The 21,888-nt window shown below is 73.1% G+C and carries 19 protein-coding genes and 1 pseudogene; 7 read left to right on the top strand and 13 right to left on the bottom strand.

Annotation, left to right across the window (positions count from 1 at the left end):
* Window positions 1-44 precede the first annotated feature (44 nt).
* From ACGFYV_RS17650 to ACGFYV_RS17665, 4 genes are all read left to right on the top strand, one after another.
* Window positions 45-1,016: an NADPH:quinone oxidoreductase family protein gene (locus ACGFYV_RS17650; protein WP_393879291.1), complete on the top strand. Its 972-nt coding sequence runs from the start codon at window positions 45-47 to the stop codon at window positions 1,014-1,016.
* Window positions 1,013-2,194, top strand: coding sequence for an acyl-CoA dehydrogenase family protein (locus tag ACGFYV_RS17655; protein ID WP_393879292.1), 1,182 nt, complete (start codon window positions 1,013-1,015; stop codon window positions 2,192-2,194). Before ACGFYV_RS17650 ends, ACGFYV_RS17655 begins: the two co-directional genes overlap by 4 nt.
* On the top strand, window positions 2,191-3,273 hold the full coding sequence (locus ACGFYV_RS17660; RefSeq protein ID WP_393879293.1) for an acyl-CoA dehydrogenase family protein: 1,083 nt from the start codon (window positions 2,191-2,193) through the stop codon (window positions 3,271-3,273). The genes ACGFYV_RS17655 and ACGFYV_RS17660 overlap by 4 nt, the downstream gene beginning before the upstream one ends.
* Window positions 3,274-3,408: 135 nt before the next feature.
* Window positions 3,409-3,603 carry a hypothetical protein gene (locus ACGFYV_RS17665; protein ID WP_393879294.1) on the top strand — a complete coding sequence of 65 codons (195 nt, stop codon included), beginning with the start codon at window positions 3,409-3,411 and terminating at the stop codon, window positions 3,601-3,603.
* Window positions 3,604-3,608: 5 nt separating this feature from the next.
* Here ACGFYV_RS17665 and ACGFYV_RS17670 read toward each other — a convergent pair whose 3' ends face one another.
* The 3 genes from ACGFYV_RS17670 to ACGFYV_RS17680 all read right to left on the bottom strand — a co-directional run bounded on the left by ACGFYV_RS17670 (window position 3,609) and on the right by ACGFYV_RS17680 (window position 6,934).
* Window positions 3,609-4,847: a phosphodiester glycosidase family protein gene (locus ACGFYV_RS17670; protein WP_393879295.1), complete on the bottom strand. Its 1,239-nt coding sequence runs from the start codon at window positions 4,845-4,847 to the stop codon at window positions 3,609-3,611.
* Window positions 4,848-4,922: 75 nt separating this feature from the next.
* Entirely contained in the window at window positions 4,923-5,282 is a 360-nt protein-coding gene (locus ACGFYV_RS17675; protein WP_393879296.1) for a DUF779 domain-containing protein, read from the bottom strand.
* A 128-nt stretch (window positions 5,283-5,410) separates the two neighbouring features.
* A complete protein-coding gene (locus tag ACGFYV_RS17680; RefSeq protein WP_393879297.1) occupies window positions 5,411-6,934 on the bottom strand; it encodes a purine-cytosine permease family protein in 1,524 nt (507 codons plus the stop codon).
* A gap of 91 nt (window positions 6,935-7,025) precedes the next feature.
* Here ACGFYV_RS17680 and ACGFYV_RS17685 point away from each other — a divergent pair, with 91 nt between their 5' ends.
* Window positions 7,026-7,661, top strand: coding sequence for a TetR/AcrR family transcriptional regulator (locus ACGFYV_RS17685; protein ID WP_393879298.1), 636 nt, complete (start codon window positions 7,026-7,028; stop codon window positions 7,659-7,661).
* Window positions 7,662-7,705: 44 nt separating this feature from the next.
* Complete coding sequence (locus tag ACGFYV_RS17690) at window positions 7,706-9,325, top strand: amidohydrolase (protein ID WP_393879299.1); 1,620 nt, start codon at window positions 7,706-7,708, stop codon at window positions 9,323-9,325.
* Window positions 9,326-9,541: 216 nt separating this feature from the next.
* On the opposite strand, the gene ACGFYV_RS17695 is transcribed toward ACGFYV_RS17690, so the two are convergent.
* The 4 genes from ACGFYV_RS17695 to ACGFYV_RS17710 all read right to left on the bottom strand — a co-directional run bounded on the left by ACGFYV_RS17695 (window position 9,542) and on the right by ACGFYV_RS17710 (window position 14,602).
* On the bottom strand, window positions 9,542-11,575 hold the full coding sequence (locus ACGFYV_RS17695; RefSeq protein ID WP_393879300.1) for an N-acetylmuramoyl-L-alanine amidase: 2,034 nt from the start codon (window positions 11,573-11,575) through the stop codon (window positions 9,542-9,544).
* Window positions 11,576-11,924: 349 nt separating this feature from the next.
* The gene (locus tag ACGFYV_RS17700; RefSeq protein ID WP_393879301.1) at window positions 11,925-13,469 is read right to left on the bottom strand and encodes a M1 family metallopeptidase; all 1,545 of its coding nucleotides are present in this window, start codon (window positions 13,467-13,469) and stop codon (window positions 11,925-11,927) included.
* Window positions 13,470-13,659: 190 nt separating this feature from the next.
* On the bottom strand, window positions 13,660-14,091 hold the full coding sequence (locus tag ACGFYV_RS17705) for a VOC family protein (RefSeq protein ID WP_393879302.1): 432 nt from the start codon (window positions 14,089-14,091) through the stop codon (window positions 13,660-13,662).
* A 10-nt stretch (window positions 14,092-14,101) separates the two neighbouring features.
* Window positions 14,102-14,602, bottom strand: coding sequence for a helix-turn-helix transcriptional regulator (locus ACGFYV_RS17710; protein ID WP_393879303.1), 501 nt, complete (start codon window positions 14,600-14,602; stop codon window positions 14,102-14,104).
* A 238-nt stretch (window positions 14,603-14,840) separates the two neighbouring features.
* Between ACGFYV_RS17710 and ACGFYV_RS17715 the strand changes: the two genes are divergently transcribed.
* The gene (locus tag ACGFYV_RS17715) at window positions 14,841-17,225 is read left to right on the top strand and encodes an ATP-binding cassette domain-containing protein (RefSeq protein WP_393879304.1); all 2,385 of its coding nucleotides are present in this window, start codon (window positions 14,841-14,843) and stop codon (window positions 17,223-17,225) included.
* A 30-nt stretch (window positions 17,226-17,255) separates the two neighbouring features.
* On the opposite strand, the gene ACGFYV_RS17720 is transcribed toward ACGFYV_RS17715, so the two are convergent.
* From ACGFYV_RS17720 to ACGFYV_RS17745, 6 genes and pseudogenes are all read right to left on the bottom strand, one after another.
* On the bottom strand, window positions 17,256-17,975 hold the full coding sequence (locus ACGFYV_RS17720; RefSeq protein ID WP_393879374.1) for an NADase-type glycan-binding domain-containing protein: 720 nt from the start codon (window positions 17,973-17,975) through the stop codon (window positions 17,256-17,258).
* A 423-nt stretch (window positions 17,976-18,398) separates the two neighbouring features.
* Window positions 18,399-18,464 (bottom strand): annotated as a pseudogene (locus ACGFYV_RS17725) (zinc-ribbon domain-containing protein); the annotation flags it as partial.
* A gap of 4 nt (window positions 18,465-18,468) precedes the next feature.
* Complete coding sequence (locus ACGFYV_RS17730; RefSeq protein ID WP_393879305.1) at window positions 18,469-19,056, bottom strand: phage tail protein; 588 nt, start codon at window positions 19,054-19,056, stop codon at window positions 18,469-18,471.
* Window positions 19,053-21,137: a putative baseplate assembly protein gene (locus ACGFYV_RS17735; RefSeq protein WP_393879306.1), complete on the bottom strand. Its 2,085-nt coding sequence runs from the start codon at window positions 21,135-21,137 to the stop codon at window positions 19,053-19,055. Before ACGFYV_RS17735 ends, ACGFYV_RS17730 begins: the two co-directional genes overlap by 4 nt.
* Window positions 21,137-21,559, bottom strand: coding sequence for a GPW/gp25 family protein (locus ACGFYV_RS17740; RefSeq protein ID WP_393879307.1), 423 nt, complete (start codon window positions 21,557-21,559; stop codon window positions 21,137-21,139). Before ACGFYV_RS17740 ends, ACGFYV_RS17735 begins: the two co-directional genes overlap by 1 nt.
* On the bottom strand, window positions 21,559-21,876 hold the full coding sequence (locus tag ACGFYV_RS17745; RefSeq protein ID WP_393879308.1) for a PAAR domain-containing protein: 318 nt from the start codon (window positions 21,874-21,876) through the stop codon (window positions 21,559-21,561). Before ACGFYV_RS17745 ends, ACGFYV_RS17740 begins: the two co-directional genes overlap by 1 nt.
* Window positions 21,877-21,888: the final 12 nt, after the last annotated feature.

Consider the following 21,888-nt stretch of genomic DNA (forward strand, 5'->3'; position numbering starts at 1 on the left):
GAGCCCGGTCAGACGACGCAGGTCCAGTCCCGTGGAGGCCCCGCATGCAGGCATGGCAAGTGCACGAGAACGGCGAGCCGAGCGAGGTGATGCGTCTCGCGGAGGTGGAGCGGCCCACGCCCGGCGACGGCCAGGTGCTGCTGCGCGTGCGTGCCGCCAACGTCAACTTCCCGGACGCCCTGCTGTGCCGGGGTCAGTACCAGATACGGCCGCCGCTGCCCTTCACCCCCGGCGTGGAGATCTGCGGCGAGACCGAGGACGGCCGCCGGGTGATCGCCAACCCCGCGCTGCCGTACGGCGGCTTCGCCGAGTACGCCGTCGCCGACGCCCGCGCCCTGCTGCCCGCGCCCGAGTCGCTGGACGACGCCGAGGCCGCCGCGCTGCACATCGGCTACCAGACCGGCTGGTTCGGCCTGCACCGCCGGGCGGACCTCCAGGCGGGGGAGACCCTGCTCGTGCACGCAGCCGCCGGCGGTGTCGGCAGCGCGGCCGTCCAACTCGGCAAGGCCGCCGGGGCCCGCGTCATCGGCGTCGTGGGCGGCGCCGGCAAGGCCGCCGTCGCCCGCGAGCTGGGCTGTGACGTGGTGATCGACCGGCGCGCCGAGGACGTCGTCGCCGCCGTGAAGGAGGCCACCGGCGGACGCGGCGCCGACGTGATCTACGACCCGGTCGGCGGCGAGGCCTACACCCAGTCCGCCAAGGTGGTCGCCTTCGAGGGCCGCATCGTGGTCGTCGGCTTCGCGAGCGGTACCATCCCGAGCCCCGCGCTCAACCACGCGCTGGTGAAGAACTACTCGATCGTCGGCCTCCACTGGGGTCTGTACAACACCAAGAACCCCGCGCTGGTCCTGCGCTGCCACGAACAGCTCACCGAACTGGCCGCACGCGGCGCGATCAAGCCGCTGGTGAGCGAGCGGGTCCCGCTGGAGGACGCCGCCGGCGCCGTGCAGCGCGTCGCCGACGGCGTGACCACCGGCCGGGTGGCCGTACTGGCACAGAAGGGAGCCGGCGCATGACGGACGCCGCCGAACTCACCCGCCGCACCCGCGTGTTGCTCGCCGCGCACCCGCCCGCGAGCACCGACCCCCTCGACTTCCTGCGGGCCCGCTTCGACGCCGGACTCGCCTGGGTGCACTACCCCGAGGGCCTCGGCGGACTCGGCGCCCCACGCTCCCTCCAGGTCGTCGTGGACGCCGAACTGGAGGCCGCGGGCGCCCCCGACAACGACCCCCGGCGCATCGGTATCGGCCTCGGCATGGCCGCCCCGACCATCCTGCGCTACGGCACCGACGAGCAGAAGCGGCGCCATCTGCGGCCACTGTGGACGGGCGAGGAGGTCTGGTGCCAGCTGTTCAGCGAGCCCGGCGCCGGCTCCGACCTGGCCGCACTGGGCACCCGTGCCGTGTGTGAGGGCGAGGACTGGATCGTCAACGGGCAGAAGGTGTGGACCTCCAGCGCCCACCTCGCCCGCTGGGCCATCCTCATCGCCCGCACCGACCCGGACGTGCCCAAGCACGCGGGCATCACCTACTTCATCTGCGACATGACCGACCCGGGCGTCGAGGTACGGCCGCTGCGCCAGATCACCGGCGAGGCCGAGTTCAACGAGGTCTTCCTCACCGGCGTACGCATCCCCGACTCCCGCCGCCTCGGCGAGGTCGGCGACGGCTGGCGGGTCGCGCAGACCACGCTCAACAACGAACGCGTCGCCATCGGCGGCATGCGGCTGCCCCGCGAGGGCGGCATGATCGGCCCCGTCTCGAAGACCTGGCGGGAACGCCCCGGACTGCGCACCCACGACCTGCACCAGCGGCTGCTGAAGCTGTGGGTCGAGGCCGAGGTCTCCCGGCTCACCGCCGAGCGCCTGCGCCAGCAACTCGTCGCCGGCCAGCCCGGACCCGAGGGCGCCGGCATGAAACTCGGCTTCGCCCGCCTCAACCAGGAGATCAGCGGCCTGGAGGTCGAACTACGCGGCGAGGAGGGCCTGTTGTACGACGACTGGACCATGCGCCGCCCCGAACTGGTCGACTTCACCGGCCGCGACGCCGGCTACCGCTACCTGCGTTCCAAGGGCAACAGCATCGAGGGCGGGACCAGCGAGATCCTGCTGAACATCGTCGCCGAGCGCGTCCTCGGCCTCCCCGCCGAGCCGCGCACCGACAAGGACGTCGCATGGAAGGACCTGGCCCGATGAGCACACAGCCCGACCTGCTGTACTCGCAGGAGGAAGAGGCGCTGCGGGCGGCCGTGCGGGGCCTCATCGGTGACCACGCGGACCCGGGCGCGGCCATCGCCCGTACGGAGTCGGACGCGCCGCACGACGTCGCGTTGTGGAAGGCCCTGACCGACGGCATGGGGCTGGCCGGACTGCTGGTGCCCGAGGAACTGGACGGCCAGGGCGCCACCTTCCGCGAAGTCGCCGTAGTACTGGAGGAGTTGGGGAGGACGGCGGCTGCCGTTCCCTTCCTGACGAGCGCGGTGGTCGCCACCGAGGCGCTCCTGGAGTGCGGAGCGGACGACCTGCTGTCGGCACTGGCCGCCGGACACGACGTGGCCGCTCTCTGCGTCCCCCTGCACACCGCCCCGGGTGCCGGCTTCCCGACCGTCCGGGTCGAGGACGGCGCCCTGCACGGGGAGTTGGCCGGCATCGCGGACGCGGCGTTCGCCGACACGCTCCTCGTGCCCGCGAGCGACGGCGCGCTGTACGGGCTCGCCGCCTCCCGGGCCGACGTCGTCCCGCAGACGTCCCTGGACCTGACCCGGCCGGTGGCACGGGTCGTCCTGGACGGAGCGAGGGCCCGCCGGCTGGGCGACGCCGAACCCGCCGTACGACGGGCCCTGCGCGCCGGGGCCGGACTCCTCGCCTCCGAGCAACTGGGCCTTGCCGAATGGGCGTTGACGGAGACGGTCCGGTACCTGAAGGAGCGCAAGCAGTTCAACCGGCCCGTCGGCGGCTTCCAGGCGGTCAAGCACCGCCTCGCCCAGCTGTGGCTGGAGGTCGTGAACCTGCGCGCCGCCGCCCGCGCCGCCGCCGACGCGCTGGCCACCGGCGAGGACGCCGACATCACGGTGGCCGTCGCCCAGGCCTACGCCGCGCCCGTCGCCGTCCACGCCGCCGAAGAGGCGCTGCAACTGCACGGCGGGATCGGCATGACCTGGGAGCACCCCGTCCATCTGTACCTGAAGCGGGCCAAGGCCGACTCGATCGCCTACGGCACCGCGGGCGCGCACCGCTCCGCGCTGGCCGGACTGGTCGATCTCCAGGCGCCCTGACCCACCGCGCATGCGGCCCGCCCCCAGGCGGGACACCACACGATCGGGGGACACGTCAGCCACCCGGGCAACCCCTCCGCTACGCCACACTTGCGGCCGAACGCCGCTCAAGGGGCGTGGCGGAGGAGGTTCCCGATGGCCGTTTCCATGTCCGTGGTGCTGCTGCTCCTGGTGATCGCCGTGATCTTCATGCGCAACGGCGCGCTGAAGATCTCGCACGCCGTGGTCTGCATGCTGTTCGGCTTCTTCATGGCCAGCACCAGCATGGCGCCCACCATCCAGAGCGGGCTGACCGCGACGGCCCAGCTGATGGGCGGTCTGAAACCCTGAGAGGCTCACGGGGTCGAGAAGACCCCGATGCCGTTCGGCACCGGGCGTTCGGCGCCGCCGCTCGGGTGGTTGAGCACCGACACGGCGCTCGCGCCCGACGCCCGGGTGACCATCTCCGTGGACCCGCCGCCGTCGAGGTTGAACGCGTTCGCGGCGCCGAGGCCCCGCATCGTGGCCGCCTCCTCCGCGGTGGTCATTCCCGTGCGGTAGGCGACGGCGCCGTCCAGGGCGAGGAGCAGCATCTGGCGTCCGTCCTGCGTGAATCCGACGCAGGTGCGCACGGCCGAGGTCTTGTCGTCGAGCCCGGACAGGGGCGCGCCGTCCCGCAGCACCGGGTAGCCGCCGAGCGCGAACTCGTAGGCGACGCCGGACGACGCGGCCACCAGGTCGTGCGTGACCGTCACCGGGTCGCCCACCGACAGCTTGCGCAACCGCTGGGCGCCGGCCTCGCGTCCCACGAGGACCGTCGTGCCGGCGCCGATCGCCCCGCTGCCCGGCTTGTCGGCGGCGGCCACCACCCGGCCGTCCCGCACCGTCACCTCGTGGGTGTCCGTGCTGCACGGCGCCCCGCGGTCGGTGTCGGTGCCGCAGGTGGCGCGGACGCGGGAGACGCTGCCCCAGTGCGCGGTGAAGGCACCGACGGAGTTCACCGGCAGCGCGTACTGGTTGAGGCCCTTGAGCGGCAGTTCCCCGTCCGGCGTACCGACCGAGCCCACCAGGCTGAGCCGGTCCAGCCGGGCCCGCCGGTCGGTGCCGACGCCGAGCACGTCCTGCGTGGTCGTGCCCGGCGGCAGCGAGGGTCCGAACCGCTGGCCCTTGGGCACCGCCGCCTTGAGCACCTGCCCGTGCGCGATCGCGGGTCCCACGGTCGCGCCGGTGGCCTCGACGCCCGGGTGCTGGGTCTCGGTGATGTCGAAGAAGTCACCGTTGACGCCCGCGATCGCGCCGGCCGAGTCGGCGAGCTTCGAGACGGTCGCGCGGGCGGCCACCGCACCCGGGTGCAGCAGGTCGAGGCGGACGTGCGGATTGCCCAGCTCCACGGTGAGCAGATGGGCGTGCGCCGTGCCCGCCGCCGTCGGCACGTCGAACTGCCGGTAGGAGACGCCCGGCGCGATGTGTCTGCCCGCCGGTGCGGCACCGGCCGGCGCCGCACCCGACAGGGCCGCGCCGGTCAGCGCGCCGAACGCCGTGAGTACGGTGAGAACCGATCTGCCCGCTGCGAGATGCCGCTGACGTCGCGTCACTGCGCCCCCTGATGTCTCGTCAACTGTCCTGCGACTCAGGGGAAGTGCAGCAGACGGCGCGGGCCCGCGGGGTGGCTAGGCGTCGACTACGCGAGAACGGGTGAGAAAACGTACCCCCTCGGGTGCCTCCAGCGAGAACCCGCTCCCTCGTCCGGGTACCACGTCCACGATCAAGCGGGTGTGACTCCAGGCCTCGTACTGACTCCGCGACATCCAGAACGTCACCGGCTCGGCCACGCCCTCCACGGTGAGTTCGGCCAGCAGCACGTCGGAGCCGCCGGTGCGGAACTCGCCGTCCGGGTAGCACATCGGCGCGCTGCCGTCGCAGCACCCGCCGGACTGGTGGAACATCAGCGGCCCGTGCTCGGCGCGCAGCTTGCGCAGCACGTCGGCGGCCTGCGGGGTGGGTTCGACGCGCGGGACTTCCTCTTCCATGGGCACCGTCCTGGCGAGGGGGCGTGCGAGGCGTCCAGTCTCACGGCTCGTCAGCCGCGCGTCCAGGAGGCCCCCGGCACCCGCGAGGGGCCGGGGGCGAGGGACGGAGGGGGGAGTGGGCGGGGCGCTCAGGCGGTGCCGCGCATCCGTGTTCCGCGCATCGTCAGCGCGTACAGCGCCGACGTCACGATCAGGCCCGCCGGGAGGGCGAGGTCGACGTCGCCCAGGGCGGCGGCGATCGGGCCCGTGTACGCGGTGTCGACGCAGAGGGCTGCCGCGGTGACGCCCGCGGCGAGCGACAGCGCGCCGGCCCAGTTGACGCCGCCGGTGTACCAGAAGGGGCTGTTCGGGCTCTCGTCGCCGAGGGCGATGCCGTCGTACCGGTTGCGGCGCAGGACGATGTCGGTGGCGTACAGGGCCATGCTGGGGCCGAGCAGGACGACGGTCAGCTGCAGCACGTTGGCGACGGTGTCCAGGAAGTTGGACACGAGCAGGGCGTACAGGGTCAGCGAGACGGAGGCGGTGCCGTCGACCAGCACGCTGCGCGAGCGCTTGATGCGCAGGCCGACGGCCTGGAGGGCGAGGCCGGCACTGTAGGCGGTCAGCGCGTTCAGGGCGACGGTGCCCAGGATCAGCGCGAGCAGGAAGACCGGGCCGAACCAGCCGGGCAGCAGGCCCAGCAGCGCGCTCTGCGGGTCGCTCATGTCGACGGTGGTCGCGGCGAACGCGCCCAGGGAGCAGACCACGGTGCCCGGCAGGAACCCGCCGAGCGCGGTCCACCCGGCCACCGCCTTCGGGGACGCGGTGCGCGGCAGGTAGCGGGAGAAGTCGGCGCTCGTGGTGTACGACAGGGGACCCGAGGCGATCAGCGCGACGCCGCCCAGGACGGTCGCCCACAGGGCGCCGCCGGTCAGCCGGTGCTCGGGGACGTACCCGAAGTCGGTGTGCCGCACGACGGCCACGGCCACCACCGCGAACACGGCCGTCAGCGCGAGCGTGATCGGCACGTAGAGCCGGACGATCGCGGAGTGGCCCCAGACGCTGATGGCCAGGGTGACCGCGGCGATGACCACCACGACGAGCGCCTTCACAGCGGAGTTCACCGGCAGGCCCGTCCGCGCGACGAGGGCGAACGCGGCGGTGGCCGCCGCGGCCAGGCTCAGCGCGAAGTAGCAGACGGAGATCATCCAGCCGACGACGGCGTTGTTCACGCGGTTGCCGATGACGCCGTACATCGCCCGGGTGACGACCTCGCTGGGCGCGCCCGCCGCCGGGCCAGACACCGCGAGCAGACCGGTGAGCAGCCAGAAGGCGTTGCCCACGACGATCACCCCGATCGCCTGCCACAGGCTCAGGCCCACCAGCACCAGCGCGCCGCCGACGACCAGGCTGAGGTAGTTCACGTTGGCCGCGGCCCACACCGAGAACAGCTCGCGCGGGCGGCCCCGGCGCTCGGAGTCGGGGATGTGGTCGATGCCGTGGGACTCGATGCCGTGCGATTCGGTGCCGTGCGATTCGAGTCCGTGCGACTCGCCGCCGCCGGACCGCTCGGGAGCCGGGGAAGCGGCCGCGATCCCGTCGGTGGCGGTGCGCCGCGCGTCGTGAGCGGTGAGCTGCGCATCGGGGTACGGGTCGGGGAGCGTGGACGCCATGAGGCCCTCCGGGAGCGGTGCGAACTGCCTGGTCGCTTATTGGGCACGTGACCAGTTGCTTATTGGTCGCACACTCAATAGCATCCCGGGTATGTCGTCAAGCGTTCAGCGAAAAAGGATCCGAAAGGACCCGGCCGCCCGGCGGGCGGAGATCGTCGACGCGGCCGCCGCCGTCGCCCTGGCCGAGGGGCTGGAGTGCGTCACCCTGCGCCGGATCGCCGAGGAACTCGACGTGCGTCCGGGACTGATCAGCCACTACTTCCCCTCGGTCGAGGATCTCGTCGCCGAGGCCTTCGGCAGCGCCGCGACCGGCGAACTGGACGCCATGCTCCCGGCCGGCGGCCCCGAGGACACGCCCACGCGGCGCATGGCCCGCTTCCTCGCCCGCACCTCCGGGGACGCCTACGACACCCTCAGCCGGCTGTGGATCAACGCCCGCCACCTCAGCCGCTACCGGACCACCCTGCGCGACCGGGTCGCCGAGCAGGAGGGCGCCTGGCGCGGACGCCTGGAAGCCCTCGTCCAGGACGGCGTCACGGCGGGCGAGTTCCGCACCGAGGACCCCCTGGTGACCGCCATCCACATACTCGTCGTCCTCGACGGACTCGGCGCCCACGCCAACACCCCGACCCCCGACCGGCCCCCGGCCGCGAGCCGCATGGCCGTCACCCTCGCCGAGCGCGAACTCGGCCTGCCCACCGGGGCGCTGGACCCCGTCTCCGGCTGACGCCCCACCCGTACGACCACCGCACCACGCACGAAGGAGCCCCCGTGCCCGCCGATCTCGTCCTGCTCTCCGCCCGGCTGCTCGATCCCGGCACGGGCGGGCTCCTCGCGCACACCGCGCTCGCCGCGCAGGACGGACGGATCAGCTTCCTCGGCGACGACCGGGAGGCCCGCACCCTCGCCGGACCCGGCACCACGGTCGTCGACCTGCGCGGAGCCGTGGTCACCGCCGGTTTCACCGACGGGCATCTGCATCCGGTGTCCGGCGCCGAACGCACCATGGGTGTCGACCTGTCCGGCTGCCGCGACCTGGGCGCCGTACGCGCCGCCCTCGCCGACGCCGTGAAGTCGCTGCGGCCCGGAGCCTGGCTGCGCGGCTGGGGCCTTGACCCCAACGCCTTCGGCGGCGAGCGTGTCGGATCCGCCGCGCTCGGCCCGGTCCTGGACGGCGTACCCGCCCTCATCGACCTGTTCGACGCCCACTCGGCGCTGGCCAGCGCGCGGGCGCTGGAACTGTCCGGCGTGGACGGCCCGCGCACCTTCGACCAGGGATCCGAGATCGTCTGCGACGCCGACGGGCGGCCCACCGGCCTGCTGCTGGAGGACGCGGCCTGCGAACTCGTCGAGGCCGTCGCGCCCCGGCCCACCGAGGGCGAGGTGCGGGCCCGCACCGCCGAGGTGCTGCGCACCATGGCCGCGGCGGGCCTGACCGGCGGCCACGCCATGGACGCGGGCGGCGACAGCCTCGCCGTCCACGCGGCGCTGGAGGCCGAGGACGCGCTGCCCCTGCGGCTGCGGGTCGCCCCCTGGGTCCGCCCGGAGGCCGACGACGAGGCCGTCGCCGCGCTCACCCGGCTCCAGGGCACCGGCGGCGCGCGGTGGCGGGTCGACGGCGCGAAGCTGTTCATGGACGGCACCATCGACAACGGCACCGCCTGGCTGGAGGTCCCCGACTGCCACGGCGAGTCGGGCCACGCCTTCTGGCCCGACCCGCAGTGCTACACCGAGGTGATCACGGCCCTGCACCGGGCCGGCGTGCCCACCGCGACCCACGCGATCGGCGACGCCGCGGTCCGCCATGTGCTCGACTCCGTCGAGAAGGCCCAGGCGGAGCACCCGGCGCCCGTACGGCACCGCGTCGAGCACATCGAGACCGTGCCCGACGACACCGTGACCCGGTTCGCGCGGCTCGGCGTGGCCGCGTCCATGCAGCCCACCCACTGCTGCGAGTTCACCCGGGCCGACCACACCGACAACTGGTCGCGCCGGCTCGGCGAGGAGCGTGCCGGGCGCGCGTTCCGCTGCCGTGACCTGTGGGAGGCCGGCGCGCGGGTCGTCCTCGGCTCGGACTGGCCCATCGCCCCGTTCCCGCCGCTCCAGGTCATGGCCGGCGCCCGCCACCGCCGCCCGGCCGACCTGTCCCTGCCCCCGCACGGCCCGGAGCAGGCCCTCACCCCGCTCCAGGCGCTGCGGGGCATCACCCTGAACGCGGCCTGGGCCGCCGGTGAGGAGGACGTCGCCGGCCGGCTCGCGGTCGGTCACCGCGCCGACCTCACGGTCCTGGCCGGCAACCCGCTGGACGTCCCCGACACCGAACTGGCCGACGTGCCGGTCGTGCTGACGGTGGTGGGCGGCCGGCCCACGTACCGGGCCGCCGGAGTGTGACGGACGCGGCGCGGCTGTGACGGATGCGGCTCGCCTTTGACCGACATGGCGCGGCTTTGACGGACGTGGCGCGTCTTTGACGGACGACGCGACCGGCTTGATGAACGTGGCGCGTCTTTGACGGACGACGCGACCGGCTTGATGAACGTGGCGCGCCTTTGGCGGACATGGCAGAGGCCGGCCCCGGCACCTGGACCGGGCCGGCCTCACGCCGGATCAGTGCATGCCGGTGCCCGCCGTCTGCCCGGGGCTGCCCGCAGCCGTGCCCCCGGACGGGCTGCCCGTCGCCGTGTCACCGGACTGGCCGGCCGCGGCCGGCGGGTCCTGGACGTCCACGTCGCTCGCCCGGACGTAGGCGAGCCGGTGGCCGAGCTGGATCTCGTAGTACCTCTCCTCGCCCTTGACCACCGGGGCCGGCGTGGGCTCGAAGGTCGACCTGTCGACATAGGTACCGCGCACCCGGGACGTCGTCACGTACCGCTGGCCCGCGCTGAGGGTGTACGGCAGCGGCGCCTGCTCCTCCGCGTCCACGCCCTCCGGATAGGCCTCCCCCTCCGGCAGCGCGCGGCCGAACACCTCGACCTCGTCCAGGCCCGCCTTCGGGGTCACCGTGCGGGCCCGCGCGCCGACGGCCGTCTGGTTGTTCTGCGCGTTCTTGAACCAGGCCTTGTGCCCCTGGTACCAGATCGCCGTCCACTCGTTCTGCCGGTCGGCGACCGCGAACATCTGGCCCGCGGAGGCCCGCGATCCCAGGTCGTTGACGTCCACCGTGGAGTCGTCGCCGTCGGGGTGCCGGCCCGGGTCCTGGATGAGCGGGGCGGCCTCGGACGGTTCCGTGTAGAGCCGGACGGCGCTGGAGCCGTGCGGCGCGCACGGCGTGCCGCTCGACGTGCACCCTGTGAACTTCGGCTTGTTGCGGTTGTAGTCCGGCAGGATCATCACGACGTCGCTGTCCGGTCCGGCCGTGGCCTTCAGCGGCGCGCCGAGCAGGTCGAAGTAGTGCCGCCAGTCCCAGAAGGGACCCGGGTCGTCGTGCATGTCCGGGATGGAGCTCTCGGTCGGGGACGGCACGTTGTCGTGGCCGAAGATGTGCTGCCGGTCGAGCGGGACCTGGTACTTCTTCGCCAAGTACCCGACCAGCCGGGCCGAGTTCCGGTACATCTGCTCGGTGTACCAGGCGTCGGGCTGCCTGAGGAAACCTTCATGCTCGACACCGATCGAGCGGCCGTTCACGAACTGGTTGCCGGAGTGCCAGGCGGAGTCCTTCAGCTTGATGTGCTGGGTGACCTGGCCGTCGCTGGAGCGGATGGAGTAGTGCCAGGACGCCTCCTCCGGGTCCTGGATGGTCTGGAGCATCGAGGCGAGGGGGGCCTCGGTGTCGTGGATGACGATGTAGTCGATCTTCTGGTCCTTGGGCCGGTCGGCCAGGTCGTGGTTGCCGTACGCGTCGCCGTCGTCGTACTCGACGTACGGCGCGCTGAGCCACGAGCAGGCCAGCTCCGGCGGGCACTCGGCGTTCTTCGAGCGGAGCGCGCCCTGCGTGCCCGGCGCGTGCGGGCGCAGCTGGGGGTTCGCGAGCAGGACGACGCGCTGCCCCGCGTCGGTGGTGCGGTGCGCGCCCTGGCGGATCACGTCGAAGACGTCGTTGGCGTAGGTCGTCGCCGTCGTGGCGTCGTTCGTGCCCGGGAAGCGCGAGACGGCGTCCCACCAGTCCGCCGGGTTGGCGCTGAACGGCTTGCCGAGCCGGCGCTGGGCCGCGGCGAGGAGGGCCGCGCCGCCGCGTACGTTGGCCTTGTCGTCGTTGCGCAGCCGTTCGGCCGGGAGGCCGAGCAGGCTCGCGGCCCGGCGCAGGTTCGCCGCCTGGGGGGAGACGCGCGTCTGTGCGGCGGGCGGCGAGGCGGTCGTCGCGCCGGGCAGGGTGTTCGGGTGGCTCGGGGGTTTCTTCGCCTTGACCGCGAGGCTGTCCACCAGGTGCATCGGCCCGTAGCCGCCGACGACGCTCGGGGTGCCCGCGTGGGAGTCCCAGCGCGACTGCAGATAGGACACCCCCATCAGGACGCTTCTGGGCACATGGAACTCGTCCGCCGCGGCGGTGTAGTCGTCCTGCAGGCGCTGGTCGGACGGCGCACCGACATCGCCCGAGCGGTCGATCAGCAACGGCACCAGGAGCGCCGCCGAAGCGGTCACGCAGATGATCCGCCGGTGCCCGCGTACGGCACTGGAGACGCGGGGGGCGACGCGTTTTCTCATACGGGTGTCTCCAACGGGGTTGGCGTGGGCAGGAACATGCGACCGGGGCACCGAGGGCCGCTGCCCCTCACGTCACCCCTCGTACGTTTCCTTGCCTCGCCCGGCCCTGCGCGCCGAGCGTCAACCGCGTGGACCAGCACCCGGGCACAGGCCACCCGGTCGGCGGCAGCCCGTCCCGCCCGCCGGGGGAGGCCTGAGCCCCCCTCAGCCCTCCTCGGTCCTCTCCCCCTCAGCCCTCCTCGGTCCTCTCCCCCTCAGCCCTCCTCGATCCTCTCCTCCTCAGCCCTCCTCGATCCTCTCCTCCTCAGCCCTCCTCGGTCCTCTCCTCCTCAGTCCTTGTCGGTCCTGCTCAGTCCTCTTCGACCGGGTCCACCTGCCAGTCGGGGTGCCCCGGCATCGGGGGAGTGTGCGCCCCGTACAGCCACGGCGTCAGAAAGGGCGTCAGGTCCTCACCGGCCACCTTGGAGGCGAGTCTGACGAAGTCTCGGGTACCGGCCACCCGGCCCTGATAGGTGGTCACCCAGGACCGCTCGATCCGCTCGAAGGTGCCCTCGCCCACCTTCTCCCGCAGGGCGTAGAGCACCAGCGCCGAGCCGTCGTAGCGCATCTGCCGGAACAGGCTCGAAGCGGTCGGCTCGGCGGGCGCGCCGTCGTCGTGGCGCCATTGGTCGTGCTGCTCGTACGCGGACCGCATCATGCCCTCCATGTCGACACCGCCGTGGGTGTCGGAGTAGAGCAGCTCGTAGAAACGGGCGTGACCCTCACTCAGCCACAGGTCGGACCACCGCCGGATCGCGACGCTGTCGCCGGTCCAGTGGTGGGTGAGTTCGTGGACGAGGTTGCGTTCGGCGGCGACCCGGTCGCCCAGCAGGTCGGCGCTCGGCAGGACGGACAGCGACTGCGTCTCCAGCGCCACCGGCAGGTCGCTCTCCCCGACGAGCACGCCGTACCGGCGGAACGGGTACGGCCCGAGCCGCTGCTCCAGCCAGGCCAGATGGTCCGGGGTGAGCGAGCGGTACGCCTCGGTGTCGCCGACCAGGTCGGTCGGCACCACGTCCCTGACGGGCAGTCCGTGCGGACCCGTGCTCCGCGTCAGGGTGAACTTCCCGATGGCCAGCTGGACCAGCTGGGCCGCCAGGGGTTGTTCGGAGTCGTACGTCCACCGGGTGCGGCCGTCCGGCTGCCGGACGCGCTCGACGAGCCGGCCGTTCGCCGCCGCCGTCAGGCCGGGGGGCGTCGTCACGTGGAAGGTGAACGGTGCCCGCAGGCTGGGATGGTCGTCCACCGGGAAGATCATCTTGGCGCCGTCGGGCTGCGGGGACAGCAGGGTGCCGTCGGCGGTGGGCACCCAGCCGTAGTCCTGGATGGCGTCGTCGCGATGCCGTCGCTGGGTCGGATCGGCGGTGTAGGCGACCCGGACCGTGAACGCACGCCCTCGGGCGAGGGGCCGGGCCGGTGTCACCACCAGTTCGTCGCCGTCGCGCACGGTCCTCGCGGGGGCGCCGTCGACGGTGACCGAGCGCAGCGTGTTGCCCGCGAAGTCGAGGTCGAAGCGGGAGAGGGCCTGCGTCGCGGTGGCGCTGATGGTGGCGGTCGCGGGGAACGGCGTACGGGGAGCGCGCCAGTCGAAGTCCAGCGTGTAACGGCGGACCGTGTAGCCGCCGTTGCCGTCGAGCGGGAAGAGCGGGTCGCCGATGCCCCGGGCACCGGGAGCAGGCGCCTCGCCGGCCGGGTGGGCGGAGGCGCCGGGTGCCGGGTGTCCGGGGCGGACCGGTGCACGGTCCTCGCCGGACAGGACGGTGACGGCGAAGACGGCGGCCCCCGCGACACCGGCCGCACCGGTCAGCGCGAGGGCAGCACGGAGCGGCCGACGGACGGCAGGCGTGGTGTCCATGGCGGCACTATGTCAGCAAGATGTGATTTATGTGATGTTTGTCCGTGTTTGTACGCTCGGGTGGCGGGGGTTCGTCGGCTGGTCCGGCGGCTGGTCCGCCGCGTCGGCTGGTCCGGCGGCGGGTCCGACGGCGGGTGTCACGCGTGTGGTGGTGCGCGTGTGCCGGTTCACGTGTGCCGGTGCGCGGGTGTCAGGTGGAGGAGGAGGCCTGCTTGTCCTTCGGGGCCTCGTTGAGGCGGACCATGTTGCCGGAGGGGTCACGGAAGGCGCAGTCGCGGGGGCCCCAGGGCTGCTCCATGGGCTCCTGCATCACCTCGGCGCCGGACGCCCGGACCTTCTCGAAGGCCGCGTCGAGGTCGCCGACCTGGAAGACGACGTTCGGCAGGACACCCTTGGTCAGCAGTTCCTGCAGCGCGTCGCCGTCGGCCGCGGAGCGGCCCGCGTGCGGCTCCGACAGCACGATCTCGAGGCCCGGCTGGTCCCGGCTGCCGAGGGTGACCCAGCGGAAGCCGCCCGAGGCGACGTCGTTGCGCACCTCCAGGCCGAGGGCGTCGCGGTAGAAGCCGAGCGACTCGTCCGGGTCGTTGACGGTGATGTGGCAGTACTGCAGCGCGATGCTCATGCGGCCAACGTTAGGCCGCCGCCCTCCCCGCCGCCTCCTCGCTCCTGCCGGGCGCGCTCCCGCCGGGGGCGCCCCCGCCGGGTATGGTCCTGGCCGGCTCGATGCGGCTCGGCGCGGTCCTGGTCGGGCGGGTGTGCAGCTTCGCCACGCACGCGGGCATCGCCGTCACGGCACTGTGCTCCCGGCCGCGGTACGCACTCGGTGTCTCACCCACCACCTCGGTGAAGCGCGAGCTGAAGGAACCCAGCGACGTACAGCCGACCGTCATGCACGCCTCGGTCACGCTCGTACCGCCCCGCAGCAACGCCATGGCCCGCTCGATCCGGCGCGTCATGAGATAGCTGTACGGCGTCTCGCCGTAGGTCGCCCGGAACTGTCTGGAGAAGTGCGCAGGCGACATGTGGGCGTGCCGGGCCATCGTCGGCACGTCGAGCGGGCGGGCGTACTCCCGGTCGATCAGGTCGCGTGCCCGGCGCAGGTGCGCGAGGTTGGCGAGGTCTTGCGGGTCCATGGGTCGAAGCTAACACCGACCACTGACAACGCCCCTGACCCGCGCCCTGACCTGCGCCTATGGCCTGCGCCTGTGACCTGAGCCGGTGATCTGTGACCTGGGACGACGAAGGCGATCAGGATCGGAGAAGCGCGGAGCGCCGAGTTGTCCCTAGGGTGGCGGCGGACGACAAACAGACAAGAACAGACACCCTGCCCGCCGGGCCCCCGCCCCGCCCGACAGATGGAGACCGAAGAGCATGGCCGAGAAGACGGATCCGCAGTCGCCCGCGCCGCACGCTGCCGACAGTCACGAGCTGATCCGTGTGCACGGCGCGCGTGAGAACAATCTCAAGGACGTCAGCGTCGAGATCCCCAAGCGCCGGCTGACCGTGTTCACCGGCGTCTCCGGTTCGGGCAAGAGTTCCCTGGTGTTCGACACCATCGCGGCGGAGTCGCAGAGGCTCATCAACGAGACGTACAGCGCCTTCCTGCAGGGCTTCATGCCGACGCTGGCGCGGCCCGAGGTCGACGTGCTCGACGGGCTGACGACCGTGATCACCGTCGACCAGCAGCGGATGGGCGCCGACCCGCGCTCCACGGTCGGCACCGCCACCGACGCCAACGCGATGCTGCGCATCCTCTTCAGCCGGCTCGGCACGCCGCACATCGGCTCGCCCAAGGCGTTCTCCTTCAACGTCGCCTCCATCAGCGGAGCGGGCGCCGTCACCGTCGAGCGCGCCGGACAGAAGGTGAAGGAGCGCCGCAGCTTCAGCATCACCGGCGGAATGTGCCCGCGCTGCGAGGGCCGCGGCTCGGTCACCGACCTCGACCTGACCCAGCTCTACGACGACTCCAAGTCGCTCAACGAGGGCGCGATCACCGTCCCCGGCTACAAGGGCGGCGGCTGGAACTCGCGTCTGTACGCCGAGTCCGGCTTCTACGACGCGGACAAACCGATCCGCCGGTTCACCAAGAAGGAACTGCACGACTTCCTGCACCGCGAGCCGACCAGGATGAAGATCGCGGGCATCAACATGACCTACGAGGGTCTGATCCCGCGGATCCAGAAGTCGATGCTCTCCAAGGACAAGGAGTCGATGCAGCCGCACATCCGCGAGTTCGTGGACCGTGCCGTCACCTTCACCACCTGCCCCGACTGCGACGGAACCCGGCTGAACGAGGGCGCCCGGTCCTCGAAGATCGACGGGATCAGCATCGCGGACGCCTGCGCGATGCAGATCAGCGACCTGGCCGGCTGGGTGCGCGCGCTCGCCGAGCCGTCGGTGGCGCCGCTGCTCACCGCGCTTCAGCACACCCTCGACTCCTTCGTGGAGATCGGCCTCGGCTACCTCTCCCTGGACCGGCCGGCGGGCACGCTGTCCGGCGGCGAGGCACAGCGCGTCAAGATGATCCGCCACCTCGGCTCCTCGCTCACCGACGTCACCTACGTCTTCGACGAGCCGACCACCGGCCTGCACCCGCACGACATCCAGCGGATGAACGACCTGCTGCTGCGCCTGCGGGACAAGGGCAACACGGTGCTGGTCGTGGAGCACAAGCCGGAGGTGATCGCGATCGCCGACCACGTCGTCGACCTCGGCCCCGGCGCCGGCGCGGGAGGCGGCACCGTCTGCTTCGAGGGCACCGTCGAGGGGCTGCGGGCCGGCGGCACCCTCACCGGCCGCCACTTCGACGACCGGGCCTCCCTCAAGGACAGCGTGCGCAAGCCCACCGGCACCCTGGAGATCCGCGGCGCGGCTACGCACAACCTGCGCGACGTCGACGTGGACGTGCCGCTCGGCGTGCTCACCGTCATCACCGGCGTCGCCGGTTCCGGCAAGAGCTCGCTCGTCCACGGCTCGATCCCCGCCGACGCGGGCGTGGTCTCCGTCGACCAGGGCGCGATCCGCGGCTCACGGCGCAGCAACCCGGCCACCTACACCGGGCTGCTCGAACCGATCCGCAAGGCCTTCGCCAAGGCCAACGGCGTCAAGCCGGCCCTGTTCAGCGCCAACTCCGAGGGCGCCTGCCCCATCTGCAACGGCGCCGGCGTCGTCTACACCGACCTCGCGATCATGGCCGGCGTCTCCACCACCTGCGAGGAGTGCGACGGCAAGCGGTTCGAGGCGTCCGTGCTCGACCACCACTTCGGCGGCCGTGACATCAGCGAGGTGCTCGCGATGCCGGTGACCGAGGCCGAGGAGTTCTTCGGCTCCGGCGAGGCGCACGTCCCGGCCGCGCACCGCATCCTCCAGCGGCTCGCCGACGTCGGGCTCGGCTACCTCACCATCGGGCAGCCCCTCACCACGCTGTCCGGCGGCGAGCGGCAGCGGCTCAAGCTGGCCACGCACATGGCCGACAAGGGCGGTGTCTACGTCCTCGACGAGCCGACCGCCGGCCTCCACCTCGCCGACGTCGAGCAGCTGCTCGGCCTGCTCGACCGACTGGTCGACTCGGGCAAGTCCGTCATCGTCGTCGAGCACCACCAGGCGGTCATGGCGCACGCCGACTGGATCATCGACCTCGGCCCCGGCGCGGGGCACGACGGCGGCCGTATCGTCTTCGAGGGCACCCCCGCCGACCTCGTCGCCGCCCGCTCCACCCTGACCGGCGAACACCTGTCGACGTACGTCGGCGGGTGATCCGGGTGACCGGTGGCACGGGTGTACCGGTCAGCTCCGCTGGAAGAACTCCACCTCGGCGACGGCGACATGGCGCCCCGGCGCGAGCTTCGTGACCGACCGCAGCACCAGCCGCACGGAGACCACGTCGCCGATCCCGGTGGAGACCGTCTGCGCCCCCGGCTTGTCGCTGAGGGCGACGGCCTTGCGGTGCACCGTGCCGTCCGCCGACGTGGCCTCCATGTCCATCTCCAGCGCACGGGCCTCGCGCGCGTAGGCCTCCGGCTCCGTGGACGCGCCGTTCGTGATGATCAGGTCGACCATCCGGAACGGCTTGCCGAAGGTGTACGTCACCGACGCGCCCGCGCCGGGCGCGCCCCAGTACCGGTTGCTGAGGCCGTCCGTGGTGTTCGCCGCCGGGTGCCCGGCCACCTCGGCGCTCGCGCGGACCTTCACCGGCGTGACGGCCTTGGCGCCGCCGAGCTTGTCCCGGGTGTCCTCGAACAGGGCGCGCCCGGCGGGCAGCAGCAGGAACCCGGCCACGCACAGGGCCAGGACCACGGCCAGGATCACCAGCAGCCGGATCCCCCGTCCTGACCACGCCCGCACCCTGCGGCGGAACGGCCACACGGTCCGCCACCACGGCAGCGGAGCGCGCTCCCGCACCGGGGCCAGCCGGGTGCCGCAGCGGCGGCAGAACGCGCGGTCCGGCGGGTTGGGCGTCCCGCACGCGGGGCAGGGCCGCCCGCCCTCCTGCTCCCGTGCCGCCACGGGCCGCACGACAGGACGCGGTGCGACGGGCCTGCCCGGCAGCACGGGCGCGGGCTGCGGCTCGGCGGGTTTGTTCGGATCGGCGAGTTCGGCAGGTTCGTTCGCGTCGGCAGGTTCGTTCGGTTGGGCAGGCTCGGACGCGATCGGGGTGCGGGGAACGGGTGCGACGGGGGACGGAGCGACGGGTGGCGATGTGACGGGTGGCGATGCGACCGGTGGCGATGTGATCGGTGGTGGCGTGACGGTCGGCGGTGTCGTGGAGTGGGAGGGGGCCGCTTCATCGGCATCCGAACTTCGGCCCTGATCCTGGGAGTCGGGGGAGTTGTCCCCAGGGCCCGTCTCCCCGGCCGGCGGAGTCTCCCGCTCCTGTCCAGCGGAGCGGGGCGGCGCGTCGGACGCGCCCTCGGACCAGCCCAGGTACGAGCCGCAGTTGCGGCAGAAGTCGTCGCCGGGATCGTTGGACGTCCCGCACACGGGGCAGACGCGCACCCCGTCACCTCCCTGTTTCGTCGTCGGCCCGGCCTGCTTCGTCGTCGGGCGGGCCGGGCAGGACCTCCACGCGGCACGCGACGTGGACCGGGCACAGGTCCCGGACGATCTCGCGGACCCGCGCCTCGTCCACTCGCGGATCGCGGCCCGGCCACACCCGGACCACCACCTCACCGGACGGCCCCGGAGGCAGGTCGGCGCCCGCCGTGCTGGACCACACCGCCCCGCCGTCGCCGGTGACGTCCGCGTTCACGCCGAGCGTGAGCCGCAGCCGTTCGACGAGTCCGCGCCGGGTGCCCCGCCGGCGGTGCAGCTCCATCGCCCGTACGACCGCCTCGCGACGCAGTTCCACGGGCAGGCCGGGATCGTCCTCGGTGCCGACCCACGACGTCAGCCAGGTCACGAAGTCGAGCGGCGCCACCCGGGGGTCGAGATACGCGGGCAGGTTGTCGAGGGTCGAGAACACCGGCGCGAGGACGGTGTCCAGGCCCGCGGTGAACCGCTGGGCGAAGTCGTCGTCGGCGTACAGCGCGGGCAGCTGCCCGCCGATCGGATGCCGGCTCGGCAGGCCGGGAACGGCGGCGCGGGTCATGACCGGGCCGCCGGCTCGACCGGCTGGACGACGACCTGGTGCTGGTAGGAGAACACCAGCGCGCCGGGGCCCAGGTCGATGCGCTCCACGGGTGCGCCGCGCCGCCCGGTGATCGGGTCGGCGGCGAACAGCCGGACCTCCTCCACCAGCGCGTTGCCGGTGGCTTGCTGCAACACCCCGAACACCTCCCCGTACTGCACCGGCCGCCCGAACGGCCACCCCGTGCCGTCCGGCCCGCCGTCCAGCGGATTGAAGTGCCGGAACAGCGCGGCGAGCGCCGCCTCCCGCACCCGGTCGACGTCGCCGGGCGCCGTCGCGAGCCGGGCGACCACGGTGACGCCCTGGTAGACCGGCGGTTCCACCACCAGCCGGGTCCCGATCAGCCGGCGCTCGTCCAGGCTCGCGGTGATCGCCCGGAGCACCTGGTCCGAGGGGATCAACTGCTCGAAGCGGAGCCGGTCGCCGTCGTCGGCCACCGCGTCCGGTACGACGAGCACCCGCACGGCGCCCGCCCCGCCGGACCCACCCGCCCCGCCGGACCCACCCGCCCCGCCGGTCCCGCCGGACCCACCCGCCCCGCCGGTCCCGCCGGACCCACCCGCCCCGCCGGTCCCGCCGGACCCGTCCGCCCCGCCGGCCACGTCCGCCGCGGGCAGGCAGCGCACCCGGCGCACCGAGGGCGCCGCCTGCCGGCTGATGATCTCGTAGTCCTCGGCGGTGACCGCGCGCTCCTGCGTCCGCAGCGCCTCCGGGGCCCGCAGCTTGGCATTGGCGACGCTCTCCCCGTCCACCCCGCCGCGCGCCGCCTCCCGGTTGGTGACGCGCGCGACGTACGGCACGGAGCTGCGCAGCACCGAGATCGCGCCGCGGGCCACGTTGCCGGCCGGGCCGCCGCCGGTGCGGTAGCGGGACACCCGGATCCGGGCGCCCTTCTCGGGCACCGCGCCGCACAGCCGCACCGACCCGTCGGGTTCGCGCAGCGCCGGCGGGAACACGAACTCGCCGGCGGTGGCGTCCACCCGGACGTGCCGGTCGGCGGGTCCCGAGCGGCCGAAGTGCTCGACCACCTCCCAGCGCTGCCAGCCGTCGGCCGAGGAGACCTCCACCACCGGCGGCTCGCCGTCCAGCAGCACGGGCGGCCGGCCGAGCCGGAACGTCTGGCCCGCGACCCCCTCCGAGGTGCCGAGCGGGACGTCGGTGACGGTCTCGGCGTGCTCGACGGAGGCGGTGCCGCCCACCGTGAACACCGACGCCTCCCGGACCGTCGGGGACTCCGAGTAGAACGGCTGCCCCGGTTCCGGCTCGGTGACCCGGCAGCGCAGCCAGCCCGCCCGGGACGCGCCGATCACGGACGCCGTGTGCCCGGCCGGCACGTACACGATCACCTCGCCGGGCCGGTTCAGACCGCCGGTGGTGTCCGGACCGGTCTCGCACGCCTGCCAGCGCCCGCCGACCCACGCCTCCCACACCAGCGGCGGCTGCCGCGGGTCCACGCCGACACCCTCCACGCGGCTGTCCAGCCGCACCGCGAGCACACAGCGCGGCACCGCAGCGGGCAGCCCGAACAGCAGGGCGTCACCCGGCTCGGGGGACGCCTGGAAGCACGGCACGTCACCGCCCTCCGCGAGCTGCCCGGTCCGGTCCGCCGGCGCACCGCCGCGGGGGGCGGTCAGTAGCCGGTTCAACTCGCTCGGCACAATGCGCAGTTCGTCCCTGGTCGCGAACACCACGGGCTCCTCCGCATCGCCGTCCGCGGTGGTCACCTCGGTCCCGGCGGGCAGCGTCACCGTGTCGCTCTGCGGCGCCGACAGCCAGAAGTCGACCTCCGCACCCGCCGCCGCGGGCGGGAACAACCGGATGCCCAACAGGTCGAGGAAAGCGGTGTAGTTCTTGTCCGGCACCCGGTTCAGCCGGTACAGCAACTGGTCCACGAGGTACGCGAACGTCTCGATCAGGGTGACGCCCGGGTCGGAGACGTTGTGGTCGGTCCACTCCGGGGCGCGCCGGCGCACGTACCGCTTCGCCTCGTCGACGAGTTGCTGGAACCGCCGGTCGTCCAGGTTGGGGGAGGGCAGGGCCATCAGTCCGCGACCGCTTCCTCGGCCCCCTCCTCGGAGGGGATCGTGTAGAAGGGAAACACCAGATTGCGCCGGTCGTTGGTGGAGCGCACCGTGTAGCGCACGTCGATGTAGAGGGTCCCGGCGTCCACCTCGTCGAAGGCCACCACCACGTCGTCCACCCCGATCCTCGGCTCCCACCGCTCCAGCGCCTCGCGCACCTGCTGGGCGATCCGCCCCGCCGTGGCGCCGTCGCCGGGCGCGAAGACGTACTCGTGGATGCCGCAGCCGAACTCGGGCCGCATCGGGCGTTCGCCGGGGGCCGTGCCCAGCACCAGCCGGATCGCCTCCTCGATCTCCCGCTCCCGCTCCACCATGGCGATCCCGCCGGTGGGCCCGACCCGCAGCGGGAACGCCCAGCCGCGCCCGATGAACCGATCGCTCATCACACGCCTCCGATCTGGACGTTCAGCGCGCCGATCATGACCGTCGCGCCGCACGCGGTCCTGTCGCCCGCCCGTGCGGCCGGCAGTCCGCCGATGAGGACCTGACCGGAGACGAGCGCGGCCGGGCTGGGCATGATCACGTTGGCCGGTCCCAGGGCCGCGTGCGGGGGCATCACACAGGTGTGCAGGCTGCCCACGACGGCGGCGGGGCGGCCACCGATCAGCACACGCGCCACCGCCGCGGCGGCGCCGGGCGGCGGGGTGGCGATCACGCCGCCGTGGCTGGTGGGGTCGCCGGTACGGGCTGCGGCGGGCATGCCGGGCTCCTC

Source organism: Streptomyces sp. NPDC048297 (assembly GCF_043201585.1).
Classification (GTDB): Bacteria; Actinomycetota; Actinomycetes; order Streptomycetales; family Streptomycetaceae; genus Streptomyces.